This is a genomic window from Robbsia andropogonis, from assembly GCF_034047095.1.
GTDB lineage: Bacteria > Pseudomonadota > Gammaproteobacteria > Burkholderiales > Burkholderiaceae > Robbsia > Robbsia andropogonis.
In genome coordinates this window covers 585,888-612,137 of the sequence record NZ_CP139170.1, presented here as the reverse complement: position 1 = coordinate 612,137, position 26,250 = coordinate 585,888, and the positions used below count along the sequence as shown (strand labels likewise).

The 26,250-nt window shown below is 56.0% G+C and carries 28 protein-coding genes and 2 pseudogenes; 20 read left to right on the top strand and 10 right to left on the bottom strand.

What is annotated here, in order from left to right; genetic code table 11:
- The first annotated feature begins 280 nt into the window (after positions 1–280).
- A complete protein-coding gene (locus SJQ66_RS16300; protein ID WP_320535033.1) occupies positions 281–619 on the top strand; it encodes a hypothetical protein in 339 nt (112 codons plus the stop codon).
- On the opposite strand, the gene SJQ66_RS16295 is transcribed toward SJQ66_RS16300, so the two are convergent.
- Both SJQ66_RS16295 and SJQ66_RS16290 read right to left on the bottom strand, forming a co-directional pair.
- On the bottom strand, positions 597–1,676 hold the full coding sequence (locus SJQ66_RS16295) for a hypothetical protein (RefSeq protein WP_320535032.1): 1,080 nt from the start codon (positions 1,674–1,676) through the stop codon (positions 597–599). The genes SJQ66_RS16300 and SJQ66_RS16295 overlap by 23 nt on opposite strands.
- Before the next feature lie 363 nt (positions 1,677–2,039).
- On the bottom strand, positions 2,040–2,180 hold the full coding sequence (locus SJQ66_RS16290; RefSeq protein WP_320535031.1) for a hypothetical protein: 141 nt from the start codon (positions 2,178–2,180) through the stop codon (positions 2,040–2,042).
- A 173-nt stretch (positions 2,181–2,353) separates the two neighbouring features.
- Between SJQ66_RS16290 and SJQ66_RS16285 the strand changes: the two genes are divergently transcribed.
- The 6 genes from SJQ66_RS16285 (at position 2,354) to rbsD (ending at position 8,429) form a co-directional block, all read left to right on the top strand.
- The gene (locus tag SJQ66_RS16285) at positions 2,354–3,322 is read left to right on the top strand and encodes a sugar ABC transporter substrate-binding protein (RefSeq protein WP_024906037.1); all 969 of its coding nucleotides are present in this window, start codon (positions 2,354–2,356) and stop codon (positions 3,320–3,322) included.
- Complete coding sequence (locus SJQ66_RS16280; protein ID WP_320535030.1) at positions 3,319–4,941, top strand: sugar ABC transporter ATP-binding protein; 1,623 nt, start codon at positions 3,319–3,321, stop codon at positions 4,939–4,941. Before SJQ66_RS16285 ends, SJQ66_RS16280 begins: the two co-directional genes overlap by 4 nt.
- Positions 4,938–5,948, top strand: a complete 1,011-nt coding sequence (locus SJQ66_RS16275; protein WP_024906035.1) for an ABC transporter permease — start codon at positions 4,938–4,940, stop codon at positions 5,946–5,948. Before SJQ66_RS16280 ends, SJQ66_RS16275 begins: the two co-directional genes overlap by 4 nt.
- Positions 5,949–5,969: 21 nt before the next feature.
- Positions 5,970–7,022: a LacI family DNA-binding transcriptional regulator gene (locus tag SJQ66_RS16270; protein ID WP_320535029.1), complete on the top strand. Its 1,053-nt coding sequence runs from the start codon at positions 5,970–5,972 to the stop codon at positions 7,020–7,022.
- A gap of 115 nt (positions 7,023–7,137) precedes the next feature.
- Positions 7,138–8,034, top strand: a complete 897-nt coding sequence (gene rbsK, locus SJQ66_RS16265; RefSeq protein ID WP_320535336.1) for a ribokinase — start codon at positions 7,138–7,140, stop codon at positions 8,032–8,034.
- Positions 8,031–8,429, top strand: coding sequence for a D-ribose pyranase (gene rbsD, locus SJQ66_RS16260; RefSeq protein WP_320535028.1), 399 nt, complete (start codon positions 8,031–8,033; stop codon positions 8,427–8,429). Before rbsK ends, rbsD begins: the two co-directional genes overlap by 4 nt.
- A gap of 72 nt (positions 8,430–8,501) precedes the next feature.
- Here rbsD and SJQ66_RS16255 read toward each other — a convergent pair whose 3' ends face one another.
- Positions 8,502–9,458 carry a quinone oxidoreductase family protein gene (locus SJQ66_RS16255; protein WP_320535027.1) on the bottom strand — a complete coding sequence of 319 codons (957 nt, stop codon included), beginning with the start codon at positions 9,456–9,458 and terminating at the stop codon, positions 8,502–8,504.
- Positions 9,459–9,577: 119 nt separating this feature from the next.
- On the opposite strand from SJQ66_RS16255, the gene SJQ66_RS16250 reads away from it, so the two are divergent.
- Positions 9,578–10,363 carry an AraC family transcriptional regulator gene (locus SJQ66_RS16250; protein WP_320535026.1) on the top strand — a complete coding sequence of 262 codons (786 nt, stop codon included), beginning with the start codon at positions 9,578–9,580 and terminating at the stop codon, positions 10,361–10,363.
- 21 nt (positions 10,364–10,384) lie between these two features.
- On the opposite strand, the gene SJQ66_RS16245 is transcribed toward SJQ66_RS16250, so the two are convergent.
- The 5 genes and pseudogenes from SJQ66_RS16245 to SJQ66_RS16225 form a co-directional block, all read right to left on the bottom strand.
- Positions 10,385–11,131 (bottom strand): metallophosphoesterase family protein, encoded by a 747-nt coding sequence (locus tag SJQ66_RS16245; protein WP_320535025.1) that lies wholly within the window; start codon positions 11,129–11,131, stop codon positions 10,385–10,387.
- Positions 11,132–12,120: 989 nt separating this feature from the next.
- Positions 12,121–12,717 carry a plasmid pRiA4b ORF-3 family protein gene (locus SJQ66_RS16240; RefSeq protein ID WP_024906027.1) on the bottom strand — a complete coding sequence of 199 codons (597 nt, stop codon included), beginning with the start codon at positions 12,715–12,717 and terminating at the stop codon, positions 12,121–12,123.
- 46 nt (positions 12,718–12,763) lie between these two features.
- Positions 12,764–12,967, bottom strand: a pseudogene (locus SJQ66_RS16235) (transposase domain-containing protein); the annotation flags it as partial.
- A gap of 267 nt (positions 12,968–13,234) precedes the next feature.
- Positions 13,235–13,492, bottom strand: coding sequence for an IS66 family insertion sequence element accessory protein TnpB (gene tnpB, locus SJQ66_RS16230; protein ID WP_051504719.1), 258 nt, complete (start codon positions 13,490–13,492; stop codon positions 13,235–13,237).
- A 143-nt stretch (positions 13,493–13,635) separates the two neighbouring features.
- Positions 13,636–13,998, bottom strand: a complete 363-nt coding sequence (locus SJQ66_RS16225) for a transposase (protein ID WP_157685249.1) — start codon at positions 13,996–13,998, stop codon at positions 13,636–13,638.
- Between the two features lie 567 nt (positions 13,999–14,565).
- Between SJQ66_RS16225 and SJQ66_RS16220 the strand changes: the two genes are divergently transcribed.
- The 7 genes from SJQ66_RS16220 to SJQ66_RS16190 all read left to right on the top strand — a co-directional run bounded on the left by SJQ66_RS16220 (position 14,566) and on the right by SJQ66_RS16190 (position 20,830).
- A complete protein-coding gene (locus SJQ66_RS16220) occupies positions 14,566–14,856 on the top strand; it encodes a glycine zipper domain-containing protein (protein ID WP_320535024.1) in 291 nt (96 codons plus the stop codon).
- A gap of 113 nt (positions 14,857–14,969) precedes the next feature.
- Entirely contained in the window at positions 14,970–15,911 is a 942-nt protein-coding gene (locus SJQ66_RS16215; RefSeq protein WP_024906024.1) for a TraB/GumN family protein, read from the top strand.
- Between the two features lie 34 nt (positions 15,912–15,945).
- Positions 15,946–16,125 carry a hypothetical protein gene (locus SJQ66_RS16210; RefSeq protein WP_024906023.1) on the top strand — a complete coding sequence of 60 codons (180 nt, stop codon included), beginning with the start codon at positions 15,946–15,948 and terminating at the stop codon, positions 16,123–16,125.
- A gap of 20 nt (positions 16,126–16,145) precedes the next feature.
- Positions 16,146–18,239, top strand: coding sequence for a peptidase domain-containing ABC transporter (locus SJQ66_RS16205; protein ID WP_320535023.1), 2,094 nt, complete (start codon positions 16,146–16,148; stop codon positions 18,237–18,239).
- A 64-nt stretch (positions 18,240–18,303) separates the two neighbouring features.
- The gene (locus tag SJQ66_RS16200; RefSeq protein ID WP_024906021.1) at positions 18,304–18,885 is read left to right on the top strand and encodes a 2OG-Fe(II) oxygenase; all 582 of its coding nucleotides are present in this window, start codon (positions 18,304–18,306) and stop codon (positions 18,883–18,885) included.
- Positions 18,882–19,877, top strand: coding sequence for a GNAT family N-acetyltransferase (locus tag SJQ66_RS16195; RefSeq protein WP_024906020.1), 996 nt, complete (start codon positions 18,882–18,884; stop codon positions 19,875–19,877). The genes SJQ66_RS16200 and SJQ66_RS16195 overlap by 4 nt, the downstream gene beginning before the upstream one ends.
- A gap of 149 nt (positions 19,878–20,026) precedes the next feature.
- Positions 20,027–20,830 (top strand): HlyD family secretion protein, encoded by an 804-nt coding sequence (locus SJQ66_RS16190; RefSeq protein WP_320535022.1) that lies wholly within the window; start codon positions 20,027–20,029, stop codon positions 20,828–20,830.
- Here SJQ66_RS16190 and SJQ66_RS16185 read toward each other — a convergent pair.
- Both SJQ66_RS16185 and SJQ66_RS16180 read right to left on the bottom strand, forming a co-directional pair.
- Positions 20,810–22,888 (bottom strand): recombinase family protein, encoded by a 2,079-nt coding sequence (locus tag SJQ66_RS16185; protein ID WP_320533729.1) that lies wholly within the window; start codon positions 22,886–22,888, stop codon positions 20,810–20,812. The genes SJQ66_RS16190 and SJQ66_RS16185 overlap by 21 nt on opposite strands.
- The gene (locus tag SJQ66_RS16180) at positions 22,878–23,078 is read right to left on the bottom strand and encodes a hypothetical protein (RefSeq protein WP_320533730.1); all 201 of its coding nucleotides are present in this window, start codon (positions 23,076–23,078) and stop codon (positions 22,878–22,880) included. The genes SJQ66_RS16185 and SJQ66_RS16180 overlap by 11 nt, the downstream gene beginning before the upstream one ends.
- 190 nt (positions 23,079–23,268) lie before the next feature.
- Between SJQ66_RS16180 and SJQ66_RS16175 the strand changes: the two genes are divergently transcribed.
- The 5 genes and pseudogenes from SJQ66_RS16175 to SJQ66_RS16155 all read left to right on the top strand — a co-directional run bounded on the left by SJQ66_RS16175 (position 23,269) and on the right by SJQ66_RS16155 (position 26,245).
- Entirely contained in the window at positions 23,269–23,463 is a 195-nt protein-coding gene (locus SJQ66_RS16175; RefSeq protein WP_320533723.1) for a hypothetical protein, read from the top strand.
- Positions 23,385–23,600: pseudogene (locus SJQ66_RS16170) on the top strand (transposase domain-containing protein); the annotation flags it as partial. The gene SJQ66_RS16175 and the pseudogene SJQ66_RS16170, both read left to right, overlap by 79 nt.
- Positions 23,601–23,672: 72 nt before the next feature.
- Positions 23,673–24,752 (top strand): abortive infection family protein, encoded by a 1,080-nt coding sequence (locus SJQ66_RS16165; RefSeq protein WP_320535021.1) that lies wholly within the window; start codon positions 23,673–23,675, stop codon positions 24,750–24,752.
- Between the two features lie 46 nt (positions 24,753–24,798).
- Positions 24,799–25,110 carry a DUF4031 domain-containing protein gene (locus tag SJQ66_RS16160; protein ID WP_260843833.1) on the top strand — a complete coding sequence of 104 codons (312 nt, stop codon included), beginning with the start codon at positions 24,799–24,801 and terminating at the stop codon, positions 25,108–25,110.
- A gap of 73 nt (positions 25,111–25,183) precedes the next feature.
- Positions 25,184–26,245: a thymidylate synthase gene (locus tag SJQ66_RS16155; RefSeq protein WP_024903372.1), complete on the top strand. Its 1,062-nt coding sequence runs from the start codon at positions 25,184–25,186 to the stop codon at positions 26,243–26,245.
- The last annotated feature ends 5 nt before the right edge of the window (positions 26,246–26,250 follow it).

Here is a 26,250-nt window from a genome sequence, read left to right as displayed (position 1 = left end):
ACATCACTGCTGGCTGCCCCCACCTGAGCGCTCGACTTCATCAGCGCCAAGAATCAATAAGCTATGAAATTCGACATAAGCAGTTTTCTAAGAAACACCACTCATCGCAAAATTTTCCATTGATGCTTTGGATATACGGGCTCTCGATTGGCTTGCCCGATCAGATGCACGACAAGGTGATGTCAACGCCATAACCCCAAGCAACAAACATGTTCCCTGCGAATTCCTGCTTATTTACCTATTTCCAGGTTAGCGGACAGAAACAAACCTTGCATCTTGCATGGATGGCAACCTGCCGACGGATCTTCCTGACAACGATATATTAAAGGTTAATGCCAAGTCGTCTGGCGTGTCATCGCCAGACGGGTTACTCATCCCGTATTGCAGCGTTAGTGCGTTTGTTAACGACTGCTGGTGCTTTCTGGCTGTAGGCGAGGCTTACAAAAGTGCCGCGCTACGCAATCCGATACCACGCATCAAAGCCTATTCCCTGGAAGAACTCTGGAAATGGAGAAAGCAACCTAGTTTCAGCGGTACGGGTAACTTTGGAACCGGCTCCAAATCATTCGCATACGAATCCCGGGGAGCAAGTGAGATCACCTCCAATGATACTGCTTGAATTTTTCAGGCATTGCTTCGCTGCCGATGCCTCGAACAGCGGAGTCTAGACGTTCTTTGATCCTTTCGCGCTCGGCGGGGTTCAACGCGTCAAGCGCCTTGCCCGTTTCAAGCACGGTACTCAGGCACGCTGCCTTTGCAAGCTTGTACGCATTCCTTGGCAAGGTCGTGGCCATGAGCGCGAAAGCTGACTCGATGGTGCACGATCCGCCTTTCTGGGAACGCTGGAGCAACGGCTTGCCGTCGAAGTAATCGGACGACAGCGCCTTGCCGGGATTCAAGGTCTTCATCCATTCGGTAAAGATCGTGCTGGACTCCGGTTGCGTCGGTATCTCGTTGATCGATTCCGACACGAACGTCGCGCAGATGTGCTTGAAGATGTCCCCGGAAAAGAAGCTTGCCATTCCTGGCTCAATGTTTTCGAGCGGAGCATCAATGAAACTGCCTACCCTCGAGTTCACGGGATTGACTAAGCTGACGCGCACGACATCCTTGTCAATCTTAGACAGTGAGAGGCCCACCATGTGCGCGACGAAAGATCGATTATTGATAAGGAAGAATGTATGTTGGCCCGGACGCATTTGGCTCATCCAGTCAGCAATCTCGCTGGCAGCGACGCGCGATCGACATTGAAAGTTTTGTTCGACAATATCTTCTGAAATTCTTCTGGGCTGGCGAGAGACGGTGATCTGCGTAGTGTTTCTCAGCGCGGCCGCAACCGATCGAATGGCTGAGGCATCAGGGGAAACGGGCGCGACATGCGTCAACGCCTCCGCGAACATCCTGACCGCCAATGCGACGCCGACAGCGTTGAGTCCTCTCCCCGTTGCCTGATCGGCGTTACGGCGGAAGCTCATTACATGAATGATGTCCTCAAGCACTTCCTTGTCGGGTACCGTCCTTCCAGAATCGTACGGATGGTCGATTTCGATCGAGAACGCATTATTGGCGATCAGGCCCATCCGATTCGGATCACAGGCTTTCCGCACCGTGTCGAGCGAAGGCGAAGGTACCGCAGCGTCGTGTCCGGACGCTCGCGACGAACCTCCTGCCTGCATGGGCAATCGCTGCCTCTGGCGCATGGATGATGCGGAAGTGGTCAACGTTCGCGGCGGCAACTCTTGCAAGGCAGCGCCGCCTTCGCGCCGGGATGACCGCGCAGCCGGTACTGCAGGCGGCGTTCCACGCCTGACCGGGGCATCATCTCCTGAAACCTCCGACGGCGAGAAACACGGAAAGCAGAGTTTCATTTGCAAGACCGGAATGAGTAATTTGCGGAAAGCATGCCGGATACTAAAAAGCGTACTACGTCGTACGGACGAAAAGCTGACGCACGGCACGAAATAAGCATGCCTCTGATGGGCTGTGACGGTCCGACTACATCGCACAGGAACCCTATTCGTTGAGGTCGGTACCGGCTCTCACCAGCCGGAGTCTTCGCCCATCTTGACGAGCGCATGACGTTCCCACAGGTCTTGGCGACGATCCCATCCCTTGGAATGCAGGCCGCCGGGCGATGCTGCGGTTTTCCCTAGATTGACGCGCACCGTCTTCCGCCACATTATCGAATCCGCAAACGTTTGCGGAACGGAATCCACCGGTTCCTACCCTCTCGTGACGCACCAGGCCGCCCAAAGGCCTGCCGCGCATCGGTCGTTGTGCCTTGCCTTCTGGTCCATAGACAAGGGCGAGGCGAACCGGTGCGCGCGTCAAACGAAAATAATGGAGACGCATGATGAACCAGACTTTCCGCCGTCGTATCCTCGCTGCTGGTGTCGCCACGCTCGCGGCTGGCGCCTTGCTACCGAGCTTCGCCCATGCGCAGAGCGCCACCGCACCGCACGTGCCGCGCGTGGCCCTGGTCATGAAATCGCTTGCAAATGAGTTTTTCCTGACCATGGAAGACGGCGCGAAGGCGTATCAGAAAGCCCATCCCAAAGACTTCGAGTTGATATCCAACGGCATCAAGAACGAGACGGACACGAGTGCGCAGATCCGTATCGTGGAACAGATGATCGTCGCGAAGGTGGACGCGATCGTCATCGCCCCCGCCGATTCCAAGGCAATGGTGCCAGTGCTGAAGAAGGCAGTGGATGCGGGCATCATCGTCGTGAATATCGATAATCGGCTCGATCCGGAGGTGGTGAGCTCGAAGGGGATCAAGATCCCCTTCGTCGGCCCGGACAATACGAAAGGCGCCAAGCTGGCCGGCGATTATTTAGCGAAGACGCTAAAAGCGGGTGATCAAGTGGGCATCATCGAGGGCGTATCGACGACGACGAACGCGCAGCAACGCACGGCAGGCTTCAAGGCGGCCATGGAACAGGCGAACATCAAGGTCGTCTCCATTCAATCGGGCGACTGGGAGATCGATAAGGGTAACGCCGTGTCATCCGCCATGCTCAACGAGTATCCGAATCTGAAAGCCCTGCTCGCCGGCAACGACAACATGGCTATCGGCGCGGTATCGGCGATTCGTGCCGCTGGACGGGCAGGCAAAGTTGCCGTGATCGGCTACGACAACATCGCGGCGATCAAGCCGATGCTAAACGACGGCCGGGTGTTGGCGACGGTCGACCAGTTCGGCTCGAAACAGGCGGTCTTCGGCATCGATACCGCGTTGAAGGCGATCCGCGAGCACACCAAGCAAAACGATCTGTCGTCCGTTGTCGAAACGCCGGTCGTACTGGTCACGAAAAAATGACGATCGACACGGGTGCCATGACGATATCGCCCGCGCAGGGAAATGAAGTCCTGCGCGTCAGCGGCATCGTCAAGGTGTATGCGGCGCCGGTGCTTAGCGACATCGACCTTTCGCTGATAGGCGGCGAGGTGTTGGCACTGACCGGTGAAAACGGAGCGGGCAAGAGCACGCTCTCGAAAATCATCGGTGGACTCGAAACCGCGACGCAAGGCACCATGACGTATCGCGGCGGGAACTATGCGCCCTCCAGCCGGCGCCACGCCGAAGCGCTGGGCGTGCGGATGGTCATGCAGGAGCTCAATCTGCTGCCAACGCTGACGATTGCCGAAAACCTGTTTTTCAATCAACTGCCCCGCACCCGCGGCACCGGATGGATTTCGCGTAAAACGCTGCGTGCCAACGCGGTGGAGGCAATGGCCCGTGTCGGGCTCGATACCCTGGATCCAGACACCCCGGTTGCGGCATTAGGCATTGGCCATCAGCAGATGGTGGAAATCGCGCGCAATCTGATCGGCGATTGCCGCGTGCTGATCCTGGACGAACCCACCGCCATGTTGAGCGGCCGCGAAGTGGATCTGCTGTTCGAGCAGGTCGAGCGGCTCAAGCGCGACGGCGTGGCAATCGTCTATATCTCGCACCGTCTGGAGGAAACCGCGCGCATCGCGAATCGCATTGCGGTGTTACGCGACGGCAAACTCGTCAGCGTCGGCCCGATTGCAGACTATCCCACGGATCGTCTCGTGCAGTTGATGGTAGGCCGCAATATAGGCGAACGCATTGATCTAGGTGAGCGACGTATCGGCAATCCGCTGCTTCGGGTAAGCGGACTGAGTCGTGCAGATGTCGTGCGCGACGTCTCATTCGAGGTCAAACAAGGCGAGATTTTCGGGATAAGTGGCTTGATCGGCTCGGGTCGCACCGAGTTGCTTCGCCTGATCTTTGGCGCGGACCGCAAGGACGCCGGCACCGTCGAGATCGGCGACCCGCCCCGCCCCCGAGAGATTGCCTCGCCGTCGCAGGCCGTGCGCAACGGCGTGGCGCTGATCACCGAGGACCGCAAGGGCGAGGGGCTGCTGCTCCCGCAACCGGTGGCCGCCAATTTGGCATTGGGCAATTTCCAGGCGGTGTCGCGCTTCGGCTTGATGGATGGCGGCAAGGAACAGGCGCTGTCGCAAAAACACGTGGATGCCATGCGCATCCGTTGCTCCAGTCCGCGTCAGCCGGTAGGAGAGCTGTCGGGCGGGAATCAACAAAAGGTTGTCATCGGGCGCTGGCTCGCACGGGACTGCGACGTGCTGCTGTTCGACGAGCCCACGCGCGGCATCGACGTAGGCGCCAAATTCGATATTTATGCCTTGCTGGGGGCGCAGGCGCGTGAGCAAAAGGCGATCGTCGTGGTGTCGAGCGATATGCGCGAATTGATGCTGATCTGCGATCGTATCGCGGTCATGTCCGCTGGCCGCCTGGTCCAGACCTTTGCTCGCGGCGAGTGGACGCAAGCCAATCTTCTGGCCGCCGCTTTTTCAGGATATGCGGCGCGCGACACGCTGGTCCATGCGCCGACCCATGCCGAGGCGGCTGATGCCTCGCATCTTGCATCCAATGGAGACACACCATGACGGCTCCCGTCGATAAAAACGCCGACGCGGCAGCGGTCCTGCCGACACCGGCCGTCAATGCCGGCACGAGAATGGGCCTCAACAGCTATCTCGGGCTGACCGGCGCGCTGCTCGCCATGATCGCGCTGTTCTCGGTGCTGAGTTCGCATTTCCTCAGCTACGACACGTTCATCACGATTGCAAACCAGATCCCCGATCTCGTGGTCATGGCCGTCGGCATGACCTTCGTGCTGATCATCGCGGGCATCGACTTGTCGGTGGGCTCGGTGCTCGCCCTGGCCGCATCGGTCGTCAGCGTCGCCGCATTGCGCTGGCACTGGAATCCGATATCGGCGGCCCTGGCGGGGCTGGCCATCGCCGCGCTGGCGGGGTCGATCACGGGCATTGTCACCGTGACCTGGCGCATTCCGTCGTTTATCGTCTCTCTCGGTGTCCTGGAAATGGCGCGCGGGATGGCGTATCAATTTACCGATTCGCGAACCGCGTACATCGGCGAGGCATTCGACTGGCTGGCAAACCCGATCGCGTTCGGCGTATCGCCCGCCTTCATCATCGCGGTGCTCGTGATGATTGTTGCTCAGTTGACGTTGACGCGAACCGTGTTCGGTCGCTATTTGATAGGCATCGGCACCAACGAAGAGGCGGTGCGCCTCGCCGGCATCGACCCGCGTCCCTATAAAGTCATCGTTTTTGCGCTGATGGGAGCGCTCGCCGGACTCGCCTCGTTGTTCCAGATCGCACGGCTTGAGGCGGCCGATCCGAACGCCGGCTCCGGCATCGAATTGCAAGTGATTGCCGCTGTGGTGATCGGCGGTACCAGTTTGATGGGCGGCCGAGGCTCGGTCATCAGCACGTTCATCGGGGTATTGATCATCTCCGTGCTGGCGGCGGGTCTTGCGCAGATCGGAGCGAATGAGCCGACCAAGCGTGTCATCACAGGCGCGGTGATCGTGGTAGCGGTGGTACTCGACACCTACCGGAGCCGGCGCGCGAAACGTCGTAGCTGACGCACGCCGACAAGACAGCCAATGCCGACCATTCGAGATGTCGCAGCGCTCGCCGGGGTCTCGTACACCACGGTGTCGCACGTCGTGAACGACACCCGGCCCGTTCGTGCCGACAAGCGGGAGCGCGTACTAGCGGCGGTGGCCGAACTTCACTTCGTTCCCTCCGCGGTGGCCCGCTCGTTGAAAGCGCAGGCCACGCGGACGATCGGCATGCTGGTGCCCAGCAATACCAACCCCTACTTCGCGGAGATCGCGCAAGGCGTCGAGAATCTCGCGCGCCGTCATGGCTATTGCGTCTTCCTGTGCAACTCGGACAACGACGTGGAGGTGCAGCGCGAGTGGCTGCGCGTCCTCCATGAAAAGCGCGTCGACGGCTTGATCATCGCGTCGGTGGGGGACGAGGCCGCCGCCGCCGAGGCGCTGCGGCACGTGACGGTGCCTGTCGTCGTGATCGACCGTCCCATTGCCGGTATTCGCGCGGACCGCGTACAGGTGGATCACCGCGCCGGCGCGGCGATAGCCACCCGGCATTTGATCGATATAGGGCATCGGCGCATTGCCTGCATTGCGGGTCCCGACAGCACCACCGTGAGCGCACATCGCGTGGACGGCTTTCGCTTGGCGATGACCGAACATGGTCTGCCGCTTCCTGACGAGTCGATCGTGATCGCCGACTTCACGAGTCCGGGCGGGTATAACGCAGCCGTCGCCTTGTTTCGCGACTATGCGCCGACGGCGATCTTCGCCAGCAACGACGCGATGGCCATCGGTGTGCTGCGCGCCGCCGCCGAGCGCGGCATTCGCATTCCCGAGGACTGCTCGATCGTCGGCTTCGACGATATCGAGATGAGCCGCTATGTGTATCCCGCATTGTCCACCGTTGGTCAGACCATCGGACGGCTTGGCGAGGTGGCGGCAATCGGCCTGCTCGACAGAATTACAGGACGTGTCACCGGCGAGGTGCAGCACCATATGCTGGTGCCGCGCCTGCTGGTGCGGGAATCGACGACCGCACCACGCCGTGCCACACGCGCACGCGTCGCCGCCAAACCTGCCCCATCTCAAAAATCATGACATGAGCACCATTCAGACTACGTCGCTTTCCGCCGACACCGTTGTCGCGCCCTCCTCACACGACACGCTCGACTCAGGCCGTCACGGCCGGGTCGTGGTTGTCGGCAGCATCAATATGGATCTGGTGGTGCGGACCTCTCGCATGGCGCGTCCTGGCGAAACGCTCGCCGGCCACGGCTTCGCGCAGATACCGGGCGGCAAAGGTGCGAATCAAGCAGTGGCCGCCGCGCGGCTGGGCGCACGCGTAGACATGGTGGGGTGCATCGGCCAGGATCATTTCGGCACGCTATTGAAGCAAGCATTGGAGGACGAACACATCCAGTGCGACGGTGTGAGCGTAGCGGCAGCGCTCCCCACCGGTATCGCGGTGATCGTCGTCGACGATGCGGGGCAGAACGCCATCACCATCGTGGCCGGCAGCAATGGGGCGCTTTCACCCAGCGCCATTGCAGACCATCGTGCAACGCTCGATGCGGCCAATGTCGTGGTGTGTCAAATGGAAGTGCCCACCGAGACGGTGCATGCCGCGTTGACGCATGCGCGTGCAGCGGGGAAAGTGGTCATCCTGAATCCCGCACCGGTGCAGCAGGCCTTGCCGGCGGGATGGCTGCCACTGATCGACTTCCTCATACCAAACGAGACCGAAGCCGAGTCGTTGACGGGCATCCGGGTGGATTCGATCGAGCATGCCGCCGCCGCTGCCCGGCACTTGCGTCGCGATGGCGCGCGTCATGTGGTGATCACCTTGGGCGCACAGGGCGTGCTGTGGTTACCCGAGGGTAGCGACGAAGCGCACCATTACGCAGGACATCGCGTCGAGGCGAAGGACACGACAGCGGCGGGCGACACGTTTGTCGGCGCGCTCGCGGCGGCGCTTGCCGCCGGCACGGCGACCACGACGGCGATACGTTTCGGTCTGGCCGCCGCCGCCCTCTCCGTTACGCGCGCCGGTGCGCAGACATCGATTCCCTCCTACGCGGAGGTCAAGGCTTTCATGGGATCTCACGTATGAAGAAAACCCCTTTACTGCACACTGCGCTATCGCGCCTGATTGCCAGCCTGGGGCATGGCGACATGGTATTGATCGCCGATGCCGGCATGCCGGCACCGCGCAACACGGGCGTCGAGATCATCGACCTAGCGCTGACACCCGGCGTGCCCGGCATCGAGGTCGTGCTCTCCACAGTGTTGACGGAAATGCAGGTGGAGTCGTATGTGATCGCCTCGGAGACGGTGACTCGCGCGGCCCCCTGGCTCGCCGATCTCCAGACCGCCCTGCCAATCGACCATCGTACGATGTCCCATGCGGAACTGAAAACGCTCAGCGGACAAGCACGCGCGTTTATCCGCACAGGTGAATGTACGCCGTATGCGAATGTGATATTGGTGGCGGGCGTCACGTTTTAGGGGCCGCGCGTGAAGGCTCTGGTGAAAATGGCTCGTGTGACCGAGGTATTTCCGACTTCATCAGTCATTACGTCATTGTTCAGTCAAAAACACCGTGCGGGCACGGCTGTCGGTGTCCCAATAATCGGCCATTGCCGACAAAGGTACCGGTGCGATATCGACCTCGAGCTGTACCGATATCGCGGCCTGCAAAACCCCTTTCACCGCCTCTAGCAGACGTGGCATAGGTATGCTGCCAATGCCGCTACCGAGCAACGTGATAGCGGATGCCCGTAGCACCGCGCCCGGTAAGGTCAGCTCTGCTCCGCCAATCGTACCAATCTGCACGAAGCGCAGCGGATAACCCTCCGGCAGCACTTTTGCTGCTGTCGTCAACAGGGTCCGTGCGCTTGGTCCCCAGAGGTAGTCGAGTACGACATCAACACCTTCGGCCAAATGCGGCGTCAATGCATCGGCAACGCTTTCGGGGGCCTGATCCAAAGACACCACCGCGTCCGCGCCGAGTCTTCCGAGCGCGTCGAGCGTCCGGACATCCCGGCCTGTCGCGATCACCTTCCGTGCGCCCAAATGCTTCGCAATCTGCACCGCCAAACGTCCCGATGCGCCTGTCCCACCATTGATCAAAACCGTCTCCCCCTTGACGAAACGCGCACGCTCCAGCAAAGCGGCCCACGACGACATGCCTGGTATTGCCAAAGCCGCGGCGAACGCTGCATCGAGACCAACGGGCAGCGGCACACACATCGTTTCCGGCACAACCGTACGCTGCGCCATTGCGCCGAAAGGTGCCGGTATGCCTAAGAAATAGACGGACGTGCCGTCCTCACGGACGCCGACACCATCGACACCAGCAATAAAGGGGAAACGCCCCGTCGATGAATAATGGCTGCCGAAAGCTTTGCCACGCGCAAGCTGACTTAGCGCGGATGCCTGGACATTGATTAATACCTGATTGTGGGCCGGGATGGGCTCCTCGAAGTCCAGATATTGCGGGCGCCCGCCCGCCTCTACCACTACCGCTGCTTTCATATTCGCTCCTTGCTGTTTGCTATGTTCTGCTCGCCGTGAAGACAGGGGGTAAGGCTAGTCTAGGCTTGCTCGGTTGGCCCGGCTCCGGTATAAAAGCCAATCGCTACGGTATTTCGGCCATGAATACACCCTTGATTCGACCAGAACTGGTCCTCTCGGCCGAGGGTCCTTTCCTCGCAGCCGCGGAATTGACCCAATCGGAATCGCGCACAGTGACGTCACACAGCCATGCGCGTGGCCAATTGATGGGCGCGCTAGAGGGCCTCGCGTCGGTAGGGATCAATCGACAACAATGGGTCGTGCCAGCGACCCACGCGATCTGGTTGCCACCGCACGTTGAACACTCGGTACGGTCATACGGCCCTTTTTCTGGATGGAGCGTCTTCATTGCCGAACCACGCTGTCAGGGTTTGCCAAGCGAGCCGCGTGCGCTGCGTACGACGCCACTACTGCGTGAGGCGGTAAGACGGGCGGCACAATGGCAGGGAACGGCATTGGCACCCGCGCAGGCTCGTATTGCCGACGTCATCCTGGACGAAATCGCTGCATCCGAAGCGGAACCGCTCTCCTTGCCCAGCCCGTACGATGCTCGGCTTGTCCGGATTACCACGGCATTGGCAGCCGATTTGTCGGATGGACGCAGCCATGCCGAATGGGCACATTGGGCAGGTCTGTCGCCCCGTAGCTTGAGCAGATACTTTGTCGCCGAAACCGGGCTTTCTTTTGCGCAGTGGCGACAGCAAGCGCGCCTGCTTCGCGCATTGGAGTTGATCGCCGACGGCGTCAGCATTACAACGATTGCGCTGGAATTAGGCTACGACAACGTTAGCGCTTTTATCGATATGTTCAAGCGCGCCACGGGTACGACACCAGGGCGGTATTCGCCGGATGCTTTGGAAGGGTGAGCCGCGGGTTTTATTAACACGTTAGCGTTGGCCAATGAGTCCAGCGCTTATTGGAACCACCCAGCTAGCGCGACCGTTCACCTTGCATACATCGGCGGCTGATGCCCAATCATATTCGACCAAGTAAAACTTAACGTTCCATTGCGTTTCCGACCGCGTTGCTATTGCATAACGAGCATGTGGAGAGCCTGTTTCGATCTTGTGCAGAAAAGGATGAACGTCGCTGTACGCCTGTAACCTAACGCTCCCCGGATTGACGATCAGGCGTCCGTCGGACAGTCGCACTGAGCGTTGAATATGCGTGTGCCCGCATAATACCAACCCCTCTCCATTAGCAGTGCCGGCTCTTGTTTCGACTTCTTGCAGGGTTGCCTGACGGCCCCCCTCGGCTGTCACTGTTTCAAGGAAATATTCTAGGTCACTGGAAGGGGTTCCATGCACCAGCAGTACGTCTTCGGCTATCCGTAATGACGTGGGAAGGCTTTCTATCCACTCTAATTGGTCTTTCCGCAATTGCCCGTACGTGTACGCATCTGACTCTCCCATATTCGCGACGACACCGGCTAACAACTGCCGTTCGTGATTTCCTTTGATTGTCGGGAAACCAAGCGGAGATAAGTAATCCACCGTTTTCGATGGGTAAAGCGAGCCTGAGGCTATATCGCCAAGATTGACAATTAGGTCGACATTTTGTGTCCGGATGTGATCAAGCGTGGCCTGTAAGGCAGGTAGGTTTCCATGGATGTCGGAAATTGCGGCGATTCGCATTTGCTAACTCCTCCGAAGAGGTATGCCATCGCGGGCGACATTTCCGCAGATGTCATTGGTACAGTTCCGTGACCAGAAAAAAATGATTACCGTACGAACGGGATGAGAATGTCGCACGCTCTTGCCCCGAACTGGTAGGACGGTCAAGCGGTCTATCGGTTTCATCGTAGACAAGAGTATAAAAAATGTTTGCAACAGCCGCACCGCCGACGCTCCCCCAGGACCATTCGTGGTACCGAGGCGAAGGCCCTGGCAACTGGCGAGCCAGCCTACTGTAATGTGCTTGCGTGGCCTGAAATCGGAGCCAGTCGAAATCTATCCGGTAATGGATTAATGCTGTAAGGAGGGATAGGGCAAGTACCGGCGCACCGACTACAGAAACCAGCTTCTTCCACGAGCGCGCTCCGACGTTCGCGATAAGTCCGATTAGAGATGTCGTTATGGCGATCAATCCAGGGGTTGCCACCAATGGGATCACCAAGATCGACAATCCGAACATTCTGTCAAACTCATTGCTAAGATAAAAAATCGCTGCAAACGCAAACCAAACGGAGAAGTGAATGGTAGAAAGCCAATCTCCCATTCGAGATGGACCTTGCTGGCTCTCGGAATTGGACATGCAAGAAAGTTTTTGTAATTGGATATCGTACACAGCACGATTGTCGCGAATTTAACCGTCTATGTCGAATGCCCGGATCGGTCGTTGTGTTTCTTGTCAAAGAGGCACGGCTCCCCGGGCTGACTTAGCGCTTATCATGCCGGATTTTCCCAATTTAGATAAGGACTGTTTGCTGAGGGAGGGTCAGAAAAACATCTTGTCGATTTTTATAACATAAAGACTAACGGAACGGGAACACTCGCAGCAGTGGATGGTAAATCTTGGAGTCAGACCTCAGTTGTTTTAAGTCATCTGTGTAAATATGCAAAACGGAACGGGTTACGCAACGATATTTCGTAAGCGTGGCGCAAGAACCGTATTTACGGTTTTGTCATTTCCCGCCCCAGCGATTCCAGGCCATGCGCAGCAACGCGGCATTCGCCGCATGGCGATCGAAGCACTCGGGGTCGTAGCCAGCTCCGATCCAAGTTCGGTAGCTCTGGCCTTCCTCACTGTCGGGCGCGTCGCGCAATGTCTTTAGCATGTTGGCGTACCCCCATGGACCTCCGACGTCCTCGGGGGGACACGCTCGCGCGCCGTCGAGCACAACCGCGTAGCCTCCTGGGTCTCCTTCAATATGTTGCAAATCCTCAATCGCAACATCGTGCTTCCATCCGTCGCCGAAGTCGTACTCATAAACGAACTTTACTCCCGGGATCGCTACCTTGATGAGTTTGGTCTTTCGGTCGTCGAACGTCGCGTCGGGATCCATTGAGTCCAGAACGTCATCATCATCGAAACGCGCATAGCGGTTGTAGTCGATCTCGTATTCATGCAGATGGGAGCTACTCCAACCGAAGGCTGCTTGCAAGATGTGATGAAGCTTGCGTAGCGAAGTCGATCCTTCAACTTGGATTCGACGCCAGATCGGCGGGTTGATGTCGCGGATCGTCACGCGCAGCGTGAACAGCAAATGGGACTTGGCCATGGTCAACGTAGTGGTAACGGAACTGCTCGCTATTATCGCCCAAGCCTTAATGAGCTTGCCTCTCGATGTTCCACGGCAGCAATTCGTCCACCCGGTTGTTCGGGTGATCAGCAATGTGCGTGAGAACATGGCGCAGATACCCTTCGGGCTCGATCCCGTTTAGCTTGCAGGAGCCAATCAGACTGTACATTGCCGCGGCGCGCTCGCCGCCGCTGTGCGCGCCCATGAACAAGAAGTTCTTGCGCCCGAACTGCATGCGTTTGAGTTTGGCGATCTGCAGGGTGAGTTGCTGGATCTCTAGCCCGCGCAAATGCAGGCTTTGCGTGAGAGTGTCAATTGTCTGACGCAGCTGCGCTTCCACGCCGTCGCGCGCCGCGAGCTCGGCTTCACGCGCGGCTAGCAACGCTTTGAGAGCATCGATATCGTCGGGGAGCGAGTCGGCGAGCGGCATGCGTTGCAGTTCACGCATATCCACCGACGTTTACAACACCGACGTGGGCTGCCAAGTTCGCTTGGGCTATTTCCAGTCGATTTTTTCAAGCGGCATCGAGAGCCGCGCTTGGCTCAGATGAACCTTGCCGCCCTGCGCCTGCGGCCACACGAAACGCCCCTGTTCGAGCCGTTTGCAGAGCAGGCACAAACCAACTCCGCTGGACCACAGCAGTTTGACGACATTGCCGCGCTTGCCACGGAAGACGAGGACGTTACCGGATAACGGATTTTCCTCCAACACCGCCTCCACCTTTGCAGCCAAGCCTTGGAGGCCATTGCGCATATCGGTGGTGCCGGCAGCAATCTAGATGCGCGTGCGTGCAGGTAAGCCGATCATGCGCGAGCAGCGTCTGCGCGCAATAACTCGCCGATCACGGTGCTCAGCAACGTGGCAGAGACGTCGCCGAGCACCTTGAGGCGGGTATGTCAGAAGTCAATTTCACAATACCCAGTCCGGCTTTCTAGTGACGGCGCGCTCACTGGTGCAACCGGCACAGCCTCTTCGATAAAAGCGGGCGAGTCGGCAATAGATGCAGGCAAGAAAAATGCGGATGGAGGCTGAGCCAGTGTGTGCACGACGCCGGCGCTTGGAACGCCGTAGTCGCCGTCCAGGTAATGCTGCCGCCATTTAAACAGCAATTTGGCGTTGATGTCGTTCTGTCTGGCAATCAGCGCCACCAATGCGCCGGGCTTGAATGTCTGCTCGGCTAGGCGCCGTTTGAGATCCTTGGGGAAATTCGGGCGCCGGTAACGGCCCGTTGACTCACGCACACTCAGAAATTTGTCCACGATGGTGCTCACTGTTTTATGGTGCACACTAAATATCCGTTTCTACATTTCTTTAACAAACGGTGCTGGCGCCTTGCCTACGTAAGATCTATGTTGGATATTATTAATATTTCAGTGTTTATAATTATAGATAGTCTGCCATGAGGCATCAAAATTAAAAATATATTTTATATGCCTAGGCACTTTAAACGAAGGATCAAAAATACTTTTACACAAATAAAACACACCATGTTATTGAAATATATACATATTTTATAAGAATATCACAAAACCTTGTACGTAATGTATTAAAGTGACCATGCTGTCACAGCAGCAGGTTTTACACTTTATATACACATCCTTTCAATAGTAATTTTTATATTGAAATCATGAAAGGAATATCGAATTGTTTTATTCGATCAGTTTTGATATTGTCTCTCCGCCCACAGTGTAAGAATTGAAATTTACGGTAATGTGAATGCAGTGAATAAACGCAGACGTGCGTGTTATTTCTCGGGGCTGTATGTCACAAAATTTTCATAGTGGGCATTCGATTAATAGAAATCAACGAAATGGGGATTTTCAATCGTGAGACTCCTGAACGACAACGAACTTGCAATTCCTAGTGGTGGCGTGTCTGCCGGCGATGTAGGCAATGCGGTTGGCGCTGCTGTTGGCGGACTTGTCGGCGGTGAAGTAGGTGGTCCGGTCGGTGCAGCAGTGGGTAGCGCCGCAGGAGCCATTGCGGGTGAGGCCGTCGGTGAAGCCGTTGGCAATGCTGTTAGCGGCAATTCCAGCGACAACTCGGACGACGGCGATGACGGCGATGATGGAGACGGCGACGGCGGAGGAGACGGTGGAGGAGACGGTGGCGGCTAAGCGTTAGCAACCGCGCCGCGGGTCGTGGCTTTGGTCAAGGCCCGCGGTATTGAACGAACGGCGCACCGTTAGCGTTGGGCATAAATTGTCGTTTGGCTACTAGTGAATTACGCATGTCAACTTCCCGCCGTGATTTCGTGAGAATCGTGATTTCCTTCATGATCAACTCTCTTGCCAGAAGTGCCGGCGCTGCACCGCAGGAAGGCAGCGCAATGCCGGCGAAATTGTTCTCCAATAACGGGATTGTCTGGGAAGCGGTTTCCGAAACAGGCCTTGTGATCAATCTCATTCCGACGATTCATGTGCTTCCTCGTCACGAGCGGCTGCCGCCTCGTATCATCGAGAAAATCGCCACATCCACCAAGGTATTTATCGAAGCGAATCCTAACGACGCGACTGACCGGGCTAACGCTATACGGCACTGCAGCTACCCGAAGGACGATGACGTATTCATGCATCTCAGTGTGCTGACCGCTGCACTTCTAATAGCACGCGTCAACGCGGATAAAGTCCCAGTTGAGAAAATCAAAAGACTAAAACCCTGGGCCATCTCGATCTTGCTCCAGGATATCGAGAAGCGAAATGCGAACCTCGGCAAGCTGACCAGCGTTGAAGCAAAGATAGTTGCGGAAGCACATGGCTACGATGTACCAATAGAAAGTTTTGAAAGCATCGAGCAGCAGTTCGTGATGTTTGACTCATTTCCAGAGGAAATTCAAGACGCGATGCTTCGCAGCTATCTCGAGCAGAACGCGACTGCAGCGCAAACAAATAGGGCATTGACAGGCATTGCGAGAGCATGGCTGGAGGGAGATGTCGAGCAAGTCGCAAGTGAGATTTCAGCGCTTGATTCTTACTCTACGCATCTCGATAAGATCGTAAACGAAAAAATGCTGAATCAGCGAAACCAACGCTTTGTCGACCGGATCTTGGCCGAAGCGCAATCTCCTGCCGCGGCTCCATTTTCCGTTGCGGTTGGATTCAACCACTTCAATGGACCAAGTAGCCTACTGACGCTCCTTGCAGCTAGAGGATTTGCCATCGACGCCGCCTAAGACAGACAAGCTCAACCGACACAAAATTTCGAACATGAACAAACACGCAATTATTTCCGCGCTTGTCATCGGCGTGCTAGCGTATCTCATCACGTCGGGCGTACGGCATCTATCCGAGAGTGGCCGACTAGGACGATCAAAGTGGACAAGGTACACGCTGACCTTGGCCCTCATATTCATCGCCGCGCTAGGCGTCAAAGCGCTGATCGGCTAATCGTTCTACTGCGGGCACCCATGAATCTCCTTGAGATATTTGGCAACCTTCAGTTGGGGTTACGCAAGAAGGTGCCGGTTGTTCTTCAAAACGAGGCAGCCGAATGTGGACTAGCTTGCATCTGTATGGTCGCGTCATTCCATGGTCACGGAATCGATTTACGCCAGTTGCGTCAACGCTTTTCGGTATCCCTTAAAGGCATGACGCTCGCTAACCTGGTCGAGATCGCAAGCCATCTGAAACTGACGGCGCGCCCATTGTCACTTGAACTGGATGAAGTGCGCCACCTGCAACTACCCTGCATTTTGCATTGGAGTTTTAATCACTTCGTCGTGCTGGAGAGGGTCCGTTCCTCGGCCGTGGAAATCGTTGACCCGGCTTTCGGACGCTGCACGGTTGAATGGCAGGAACTATCCAGGCATTTCACGGGCGTCGCACTCGAGCTGACGCCAAACCCGGAATTCAAACGGGCGAAACGGAAAGAAAAGCCTCGGGTGCGCGAGTTGACGGGACGCATTGTCGGGCTTAAACGATCACTTTCGCAGATATTCCTGCTCGCCATCGCTATCGAGGTTTGCACGATCGTGACACCGTTCTTCGTGCAATGGGTAACCGACGAGGCTCTTGTTACTGGTGACGAACAGTTGGTATTGACGCTTGCCATCGGGTTCGGAATTGTCTGGACGTCGCAGAGTGCAATCGAAGCCTTGCGCGCCTGGATTGTCGCGCACATGGGTGCATCGCTCTCCGTGCAGTGGCTTGCTAACGTCGGTAGTCGATTGTTTCATCTACCGGGCAGTTTCTTCGGAAAACGGCACCTCGGCGACATTGTTACCCGAGTCAACACGATCAACGTTATCCAAAACACGCTAAGCACGAGCGTGATAGAAGCTGTGCTTGATGGCGCTATGTCAATCGGCACGCTCGTGATGATGATAATCTACGATTCCAAGCTTGCGCTGATCAGCGTCGGCGCGTTGGCAATCTACATTGCGTTACGAATTTCGCTGTACGGCGCACTGAGATCGGCCAACGAAAGTCAGTTTGTCTTCGATGCCAAGCAACAGACGTATCTGCTCGAAAGCGTTCGCGGCATTCAAAGCATCAAATTGTTTGGTAAGGAACATTCACGGATCGCTGGCTGGTTGAACCAGATCGTTAGACAAAAAAATGCATGGTTGCGTACGCAGCGGCTGCTAGTATTTTTCCACGGCGCGAATAGCTTTATCTTCCGTGCCGAGAATTTGATCGTCGTGGTGATGGGTGCCAATGCTGTGATCGAAAAAAGTTTCTCGATCGGAATGTTGCTCGCCTACCTTTCGTATCGAGAACAGTTTTCCAAGCGTGTGACGAGCCTCGTCGACAAAGTGTACGAATTTCGTATGCTGGACGTCCAACTGAACCGTCTCGCCGACATCATGTACGAGAAGGAAGAGGTCCGTACAACAGGTGTCGAGACAGCGCATTTCTCGGCGGCAAGAATAGTGCTAACGGATGTCTCGTTCCGTTATGCCGATGAGGAAGCGGATGTCGTCAAAAAATTCAGCATGACCGTCAATCCCGGTGAGCATGTCGCAATCGTGGGTGCAAGCGGAAGCGGAAAAACAACTATTCTGAAAATCATAGCCGGCTTACTTCGTCCGAGGTCGGGCGCTGTTCACATAAACAATTCGCCTATTGAAGCGCTCGGAACAATGACGCACCGGCGACTTATCGGAACGGTGATGCAGGAAGACCTGTTGTTTGCAGGTACCCTGGCCGAAAACATATGTTTCTTCGACGAAATGCCAGATCACACACGCATTCGTGAGTCTGCCCGGATCGCGGCCATCGAAGACGATATTAACCGAATGCCGATGGGGTTCAATTCGATGGTTGGAGATATGGGGTCGGTCCTGTCCGGTGGTCAGAAGCAGCGCGTGCTGCTTGCGCGGGCGCTTTATCGACAACCATCAGTATTGCTGCTCGACGAAGCCACTAGTCATCTCGACGTGGAAAACGAGAAACGCGTAAACGACGCAATCAAGAAACTTTCGCTGACCAGAATCGTTGTTGCACATCGACCTGAAACAATCGCCAGCGCGGATCGGATTATCGACGTGTCGGTCCGGTAACGGGCACGTTTGCAAGTCGACGGTACCTTCTGAGCCATATATCAGTAAATAACGGGGAAGCCAGTTGGAGCACATTGCTAAAAAGATCGTTGTTTTTGAAGACTTGGTACCGGCTGCTTTACGCCAGAGCCTTGGCGAGTTGGTACGTCGCCCAATTTGGCAATACGGATGGCGCTCGAACCACCGTCGCGACCGTTTCTGTTTCTGGCATGCGAGTTTCGCAGGCGGCGGTATCGAGAGTCGTACGAACTGCGAAGTGGAGCTGTCGAACAACGTCGCGGCGGGCCCTGTGTACGAATTGTGGAAGCTGCTGTCTAGTGGCCCGTTGAAGGGACACGAACCGCTTCGTGTGTACGCGAACAGTCATACATATGGTGTCGAGGGCTATGTGCATACGGATAACGACGACACCCAGAACTACTTTTCGACGATTTACTACGCACATCAGACTTGGCACAAGAACTGGTCGGGGGAGACGCTGTTTTATACGCCTGACGGACAGGATATCCTGAAAGCCGTTTATCCTCGACCTGGGCGTATCGTTTCTTTTCCGGGTTCCATTCCGCATGCAGCGCATGCGCCCAGTCGTGAGTGCGCCGAACTGCGCGTTTCGATCGTTTTCAAGAGTCAAAAGGCCAGCGTATGAGCAGACGATCTCATGAAGAGCAAGTGGCGTTTCTTGTTGAGACTGGCGCAGGCCAGGTTTCGCACTCAGGACGGACATTCCTCGATCATCTAATAGGGGTCGAGAATATGCTGAAGCGTTGGGAGTGCGATGTGGATGTCCAATCTGCCGGACTTTTTCACAGCGTGTATGGAACGAACCGGTTCAAGACGACTCTGGTTGGCGTCCACGCCCGCCCGCTTGTCGCACAGTTGATCGGACGCGAAGCCGAGGAGCTAGCGTTTTTGTTCTGTTCCTCGCAACGACCACAGGCGTGGCTCGACGCTTGCGCGACCGGAAAACTCATGGACCGCCATACAGCGAAGTCGAAAGCCGTGTCGAAAGCGTTGCTCGGCCGTCTAATCGAGATAGAGTGTGCAAACTTGATCGAACAGGGCAGCGGAAAAAAATTTCTACAAAACATTGCAGCGTTGGCTAAAAGAGCCGGTATCGTGCTCAATGCATCGATGCTCGATGAGATTGTCATGCAAGCAGTGATCCGCGATAATTTCGAGAAATTGAATCACTTGACGATAGACGCAGCAGGTCCAGGAGATTATTCCGCAATCAACACGCTTGCACGTCAGCTGCATGTTGACAGCCGCTATGCTTCGATTCGTTTTGATGAAGCGTCCACGAAGCGATTTATCGCGTCCGCGGCCGTCGATCCCACTCATTGTGTTTTTGTTGCCCGAATCTGCGGAGAACCTCAAGGTTTTCTGCACGGAGTGCTCCACGAGCTATCTTGGAGCAATGCGAAAGTTGCGCTATGCGAGCACCTGTATGTGACGCCCCGACGAAGAGGGTTGATTGGATTGCGCCTCTTGCATGAATTTAAACGGTGGTCACGCAGAGTCGGTGCAGTTGAGCTTCGCATGCTTGATACGTTTGGCGATAATGTAGTGCGTTCGCGCGCCTATTTTGAACGGCTCGGCCTCGACGCTACCGGCGGGAGCTTTGCGCTTTGGCTATAAATGTCGATTCGGAAGTTTCGAGTCCGCTTTCGGATGTGTCGCCAAAACCATTGTTCCGGGAAACGGCGCTTGAATTCCGTCAACGTACTTTGCCCGGGACGGTCCTGCTTTCACAAGATCTGCCGCGCTGGGCACTGACAATAGCGTTTTTGGGATTTGCATTGGCAATATGCGCGTTTCTTGCTTTCGGTGACTATACGCGCCGGGTGCGCGTAAGTGGCCAAGTGCAATTGACGCAGAAGGTCGCACATGTGTATGCGGCCGTAGACGGCACCGTTGTGAAACGTCTGGTCACCGAAGGGCAGTTGGTTGAAAAAGGTACGCCGCTGTATGTGATTGATAGCGACAGGCGCAGCGCATCCATTGGCCAGACTCAAGAGGCAATCTCTACCAGCTTGAACGAGCGACGTGACGAGATGTCCAGCGAGAAAACCCGGCGCAGCCGGATTCTCGTCGAAGAGCGGCAAGCGCTCGACGATAAAGTCAGCGATCTTAAGGCTGAACTTCGTCAGATACAAGCACAGGCGGGCGCACTGCACGAACTCGTTGAAGCAAATGAGCAAAACCTCATCCGCTATCGGAAGCTCGCAGCAGAAGGGTATTTTCCGCTTGCGCAACTGCAGCAGAAAATCCAAGATAACCTTGATGTGAAAGCCAAACTCGCCGGCGTCGAACGCGATATGGCGGCGACGCTGTCCGGCTTACAACAATCCCAAAGCGCTCAGCGTAGTTTCCCGCTGCAGGCACAAAACGAGCTATCCGGGTACGACCAAAAGCTCGCTGATCTCAATGCACAACTTGCCGACAACGAGGGCCGGAGGGAAATCATTGTGTATTCCCAGATCCGCGGGCGGGTGACGGCGGCGCTCTACGATCCAGGCCAGTCGGTTACGTCAGCGACCCTCTTGGTAAGCGTGGTGGCAACGGGGCGTTCATTGTGCACCTCCTTCTGAAACCTGGATAAACATTGGGATCTGGCCTTCGACATCGTTGCGACACGGGCGATACTTGCGCGCCAGTGCTGCGGTAACCGCTTCGCTGTGCAGATCGATCGTCCGAATCTGCCATGGGGCATCAGGCACGACCTGCTCGGCAGGCAGAATCCGATCGTTGATCAAACGCCGGATCATGTAGTGAGTGACACCAAGCTCCTTCGCTGCCTCAGACATCGTCAGCCAGTCGCCATCCTTATCTGCCGACTTGTAGGCGTGGATATCGCGGACATGCCGTACAGAGCTGACACGATGTGCGGTCCAGGTCTTGCCCTGTCCTGTGCGTATTCCCATGCGGTTCAGTGATGCAGCAATGTCCTCGTCGGACCATCGGGTTACCATGCTGCGAATAACCGCGAGCGCTTCGTCTGACGTACTGCAGCCATGCTCGCCAGTTCGCGGCCTGCGAATCCGTAGCCGGGAATGTTGACCGCCTTGCCAGTGGATCGTCAGAATGATTTCGCGTGTAGCCTCGTCGACGTCGGCAACGATATCGACGATGAGCGCGCGAACAAGCTGTTGACGTGTGCGCATGGCGACGCTCGGTGCATTCCACGCAGCATGAAGATCTTCGGCGAGCTTCGTAAAGTCAGGCAGGGGAGCCTGCGCCTTTGGTGCAGTCACCGTCTCCACGCGCGTCTGGCAGGCCTGTACACGACGTAATGCCGCTTCCCAGTTCTTCTCCAGCTGCGCGGCAATCAGGCGGTTCTCGGGATCACAGGCGGCGTAGCGCCGCTCAGCCAGCGTGGCCTCGTACTGGGCCTGCTGCAGTTCGAGTTCCACGATCTGTTGCTGCTCGTTCAGGGTATCCATGTGCATTTGCTCAGCCTGTTGTGCCGCTTCGATCGCCAATGGCTCCACGACGCGCAGAAGCTCCTTGCTGACAGTCGCATCGATACGGGAACCACCGAACCTCATACATCGCGCTGACGTGTCGAAGCGGTCACACCGGTACACGGCCTGCGGGATACGTCCAGCGTAGGCCACCGACAGGCGACGTCCACAGCGTGCGCAGGCAAGCAGGCCAGCGAGCAGCGCGCGGCCACCACGACCGGATTTTACGTCGCCCGCCTTGCCGTAAGCATTTGTCGCGAGCTTCTTCTGGTTGCGTTCAAACTCCGCCCAGTCGATGTAGCCTTCGTGGTGTTCCCGGAGCATGACGTCCCAGTTCTCAAACGGCTTGCGGTGCTTGTAGCTCTTGCGTGCCCGGCCTTCGACGATCGTCATCTGCTTGCCGCTCTTGCCATACGCGTAGACACCAGCATAGAACGGATTCTTGAGCACCGAAATCACGTTACGGTAGCGTATTGGAGTCCAGTCGACCCGCGTCAGCGTCCGGCCGTCAGAGGGGCGCGGGAAGTGGACCTGTTCAGCGTTCATCGACAGCAGAACCTGCCGCGCGCTGCCCAGTTGCCGGAAACGAGTAAAAATCAGGCGTATGACTTCCTGCAACCGTGCGTCTGGATCGAAACCCAGACCAACATCACGATGCCAGATATAGCCGACCGGCACGCTGATACGTAATTCACCACGGTGTGCCTTCTCTCGTTTGGCGTCGTGCATGCGCGTTCGAAGCACGTTGAGTTCGAATTCGCTGATGCTGCCCTTCATGCCAAGTAATAGCCGGTCATTTGCCCGGCAAGGATCGTACACACCGTCAAGGTCGATTACCCGCGCTTGAACGAGACCACAGAGCTCGAGCAGATGATGCCAGTCGCGTCCATTGCGGGCAAGGCGTGAGGCGTCCAGGCAAAGCACTGCGCCGACATCGCCTGCACACAATAACGCGACCAGACGATCAAAGCCCGGTCTCGCAACTGTGCCGCTCGCCGAGCGTCCCTGGTCGTCGTCGATGACTTCGACGTCGCGAAATCCATGTCGCTTTGCTTCCTGCACGAGGTCATACTGCCGGCGCCGGCTCTCGAGGTTCAGTTGGACCTGCGTTCGGCTGGACTGTCGGACATAAACTACCGCCTTGCGTTTAAGAAGATCTGCGGGCAAACGATCATCATTCGTCATCGTTACGCCCCTTCGCAGTCGGGATGCCCGCCGCCTGCATCAACAGGCATGCGAGATGCCTGAGCGTGTTTGCCCGTTGCACCGCGTTCATCCCCTGAAGCTCGACCGCGTCGAACATCAGGTTCATCTGGGGCGGCATCGACCGCGATAACTGTTGACCTGCTGGAACGACGTTTGGCAGATTGCCCATTGCGTTTCTCCCGGACGTTGGTGGAACCGTCCGGAGAGTTTCCCCGCAAATGCAGATCGACCAGCAATTGATGCAGATTATGCAGTGTCGCTACGGTAACTCTCGGTTCGCCGAGAACCATCGCTGAACAAATCGCGGCATCGAGCATCCATCCCGCGATCATCCTGATTACACCGGGGTCCGCCTCCACATGGACGACCTGACCTCCGCCGCGACGCTCGATGTCTTTAACCTTGACGCGACGCCCATACAGCGGATGCCAACGATAATGAATCTCGACTTCCTGCCCGATATGGGCAGAATGAACGGGAAATTGCGCTGGGCAGGAAGAATTGGCTGTTCGCGGGTTCATTGCGGGCAGGCAAACGCGCGGCGGCAATCATGAGTCTCGTTCAGTCGGCCAAGCTCAATGGCCATGATCCGTACGCCTATCTCAAAGACGTACTAAATCGATTGCCAACCCATCCGGCACGGCAGATCGATGATCTCTTGCCGCACAACTGGCAGCCCACGGCAACCTAACCCGTCATCCACCATCGTCAAGATGGGATCACCAGCCGCTTACGAACCGATATCTGGGAAATACAAATTGAAGTGCCTGCATCCGAATATGCACGTCTCGGACAAAGACGAGCCCAGATAGAGGAACAAATTACCGCGCGCTTGAAGACTGTCCTCGAATCTGAAACTCAAGATTGGTTTTCTGCGAAACTTATTCCGGAAAAGGTGAAGGTAGCAGATTGGAGAAAAGATGATTCGACTGTTCCCAAACGGATACGGGGAAACATCTTTGATTGGATGCGCTTAGACGACATCGCATGGCACGGGAAACTCGATGACGTCGAGTTTCTCAGCAGACTCTATGACTTGACTTCTATTCCTTCATACGACGACCGTTACAAGGATGCGGCTGGTGACATCTGGCAGCATCGTATGAATAACGACGATTGGCCCTCTGATTGGGTTTTCACAGACTCTCGTTTTCAACTTATTGACGGCAGCGCAGATACCTTCTTGAGATTTCTCGCCGAAACGGTTCATCCACTTGTTCGCCCGGAAAGAAGCACTGCAGTAAAACTTGTCTCTCACTACAACGAACAGCTTCGCCAGGGTGGCTGGGAAATATATGAGGCTGAGCTGATAGGCGGGAGGCCTCGATTTGCATATAGACGTGCCTCACGCTCAAGCGCCGGTGCCGTCACACGTGCTCGCTCGGTCGCCGATGCTCTCGATGCTGGTTGGATGGCAAAGGAAATTGAGCGACTCGAGCATGGGGTCGAACGAGACCCAGCACTTGCAATCGGTACCGCGAAAGAGCTAATCGAAACCTGCTGCAAAACGATATTGACCCGAAGCAACGTCGAATACACAAAATCTGAAGACCTTGGAGATTTGACGAAAAAAGTGGCTAAGGAATTACGCCTGGTACCAGAAGGAATCAGTGACGAAGCGAAAGGTGCCGACAACGTCCGACTGATTCTCCGGAACCTGACTCAACTGACCAATAACCTTGCTCAGCTTCGTGGTTTATACGGAACCGGACATGGCCGGAATGGTCAATACCGCGGTTTGCAGCCCCGGCACGCACGACTAGCAGTCGCATCGGCAGTTGCATTTATCGATTTCATCACCGAGACGTATCGACAACAGGAAACAAGGAAAAACTCATTATGACTGTAGTATCATCCGTTTGCTCAAATGAAAAAGCATAAAACCGGGAGTGGCAACATTGGCAGTCTATGTAGACAATGCTCGCTTAGCATGGCGCGGACGTCACTGGTGCCATTTAGTTGCTGATTCCCTGGATGAACTACATGGCTTCGCTACTGCTCTTGGACTGAAGCGTGGTTGGTTTCAAGCTAAGGCTTCGCTGCCCCACTACGATGTGACAGTGGAGGTGCGTGACATAGCGCTCAGTCGAGGAGCTATGCACGCTGACCGTCGAACGCTAGTCTCACGCGGACGTCAGCTAAAGGTCGAGTTGCAAGAATCTCATAATCGAGCTAAATCTCAACTACGATTATTTGAATAGGCATGATAATCTGTGTTTCTTAACACTTGCCGTTCCGCCACTGAAGTAAATCGCTTGGTGCACCGCTATTGCCATGTACTTTACCGCAGAGACAATCGACGACCTACTTCGAAAAGTTTATTTTCGTCTACTTCGAAGACGTGGAGTCGATGAAATAAATCCCACCAAGGGACCCGCAAAAGAAATTAGCGGCGCGCTACTCGTATTAAAAAATCCGCGCGCTCGCGTCAGTCAAAGTGAACGCAAAAACACGCTGTTTAGTTGCCTCGGTGAATGTCTATGGTATCTAGCGGGAAGTAATAGCCTGGATTTCATCCGATACTACATAAGCCGATACGGTGAATTTTCGGATGATAGTGAGACAATATTCGGTGCATATGGCCCACGCTTGTTCGGGGCCAGCGGCGGCACAGACCAAGTCCACAACGTTATAAGAACGTTACGCAGCAACCGCGATTCTCGTCGAGCAGTCATTCAACTGTTTCACGGCGAGGACTTATCGGCTAACCTCATTAGCCGACGAAAAGACCTTCCTTGTACTTGCACGCTCCAATTCTTAGTCCGCAATCATCAGCTACACACCATGGTGATGATGAGGTCTAACGATGCTTTCATGGGACTACCTCATGACATCTTTGCTTTCACTATGTTGCAGGAACTTATCGCACGCTCGCTAGGCGTAGAGGTAGGCCAGTACAAACATGCCGTAGGTAGCCTTCACCTTTACACAAACAACACGCAATCTGTTGAGGACTATCTCAATGAAGGATTCCAAGAGATGGTCTCTATGCCACCAATGCCGCTTGAAGACCCCTGGCGCTCTGTGGATGCACTTTTAAAAGCAGAACACGCCATACGTAATGGACGACGCCCTGCACTTAGCGGATTGGCCCCCTATTGGGCAGACCTCACGAGGCTTTTGGCAATTTTCCGGAATTCACGCCCTGGTGCAACGTCTAAGCAACGTAGCAAGGTAGAGGAGATTAAGGACCTGATGTCATCGGACGTGTACGACATACATATCCAAAAGCGGCAGAATCGCCCACTTCAGGGGACTACAACTACTCCCTCTTTATTCGATACCGCACTGCTTGACGCACAACAACCGGCTGCAGCTGATACCAATCAGCGATAATTCCA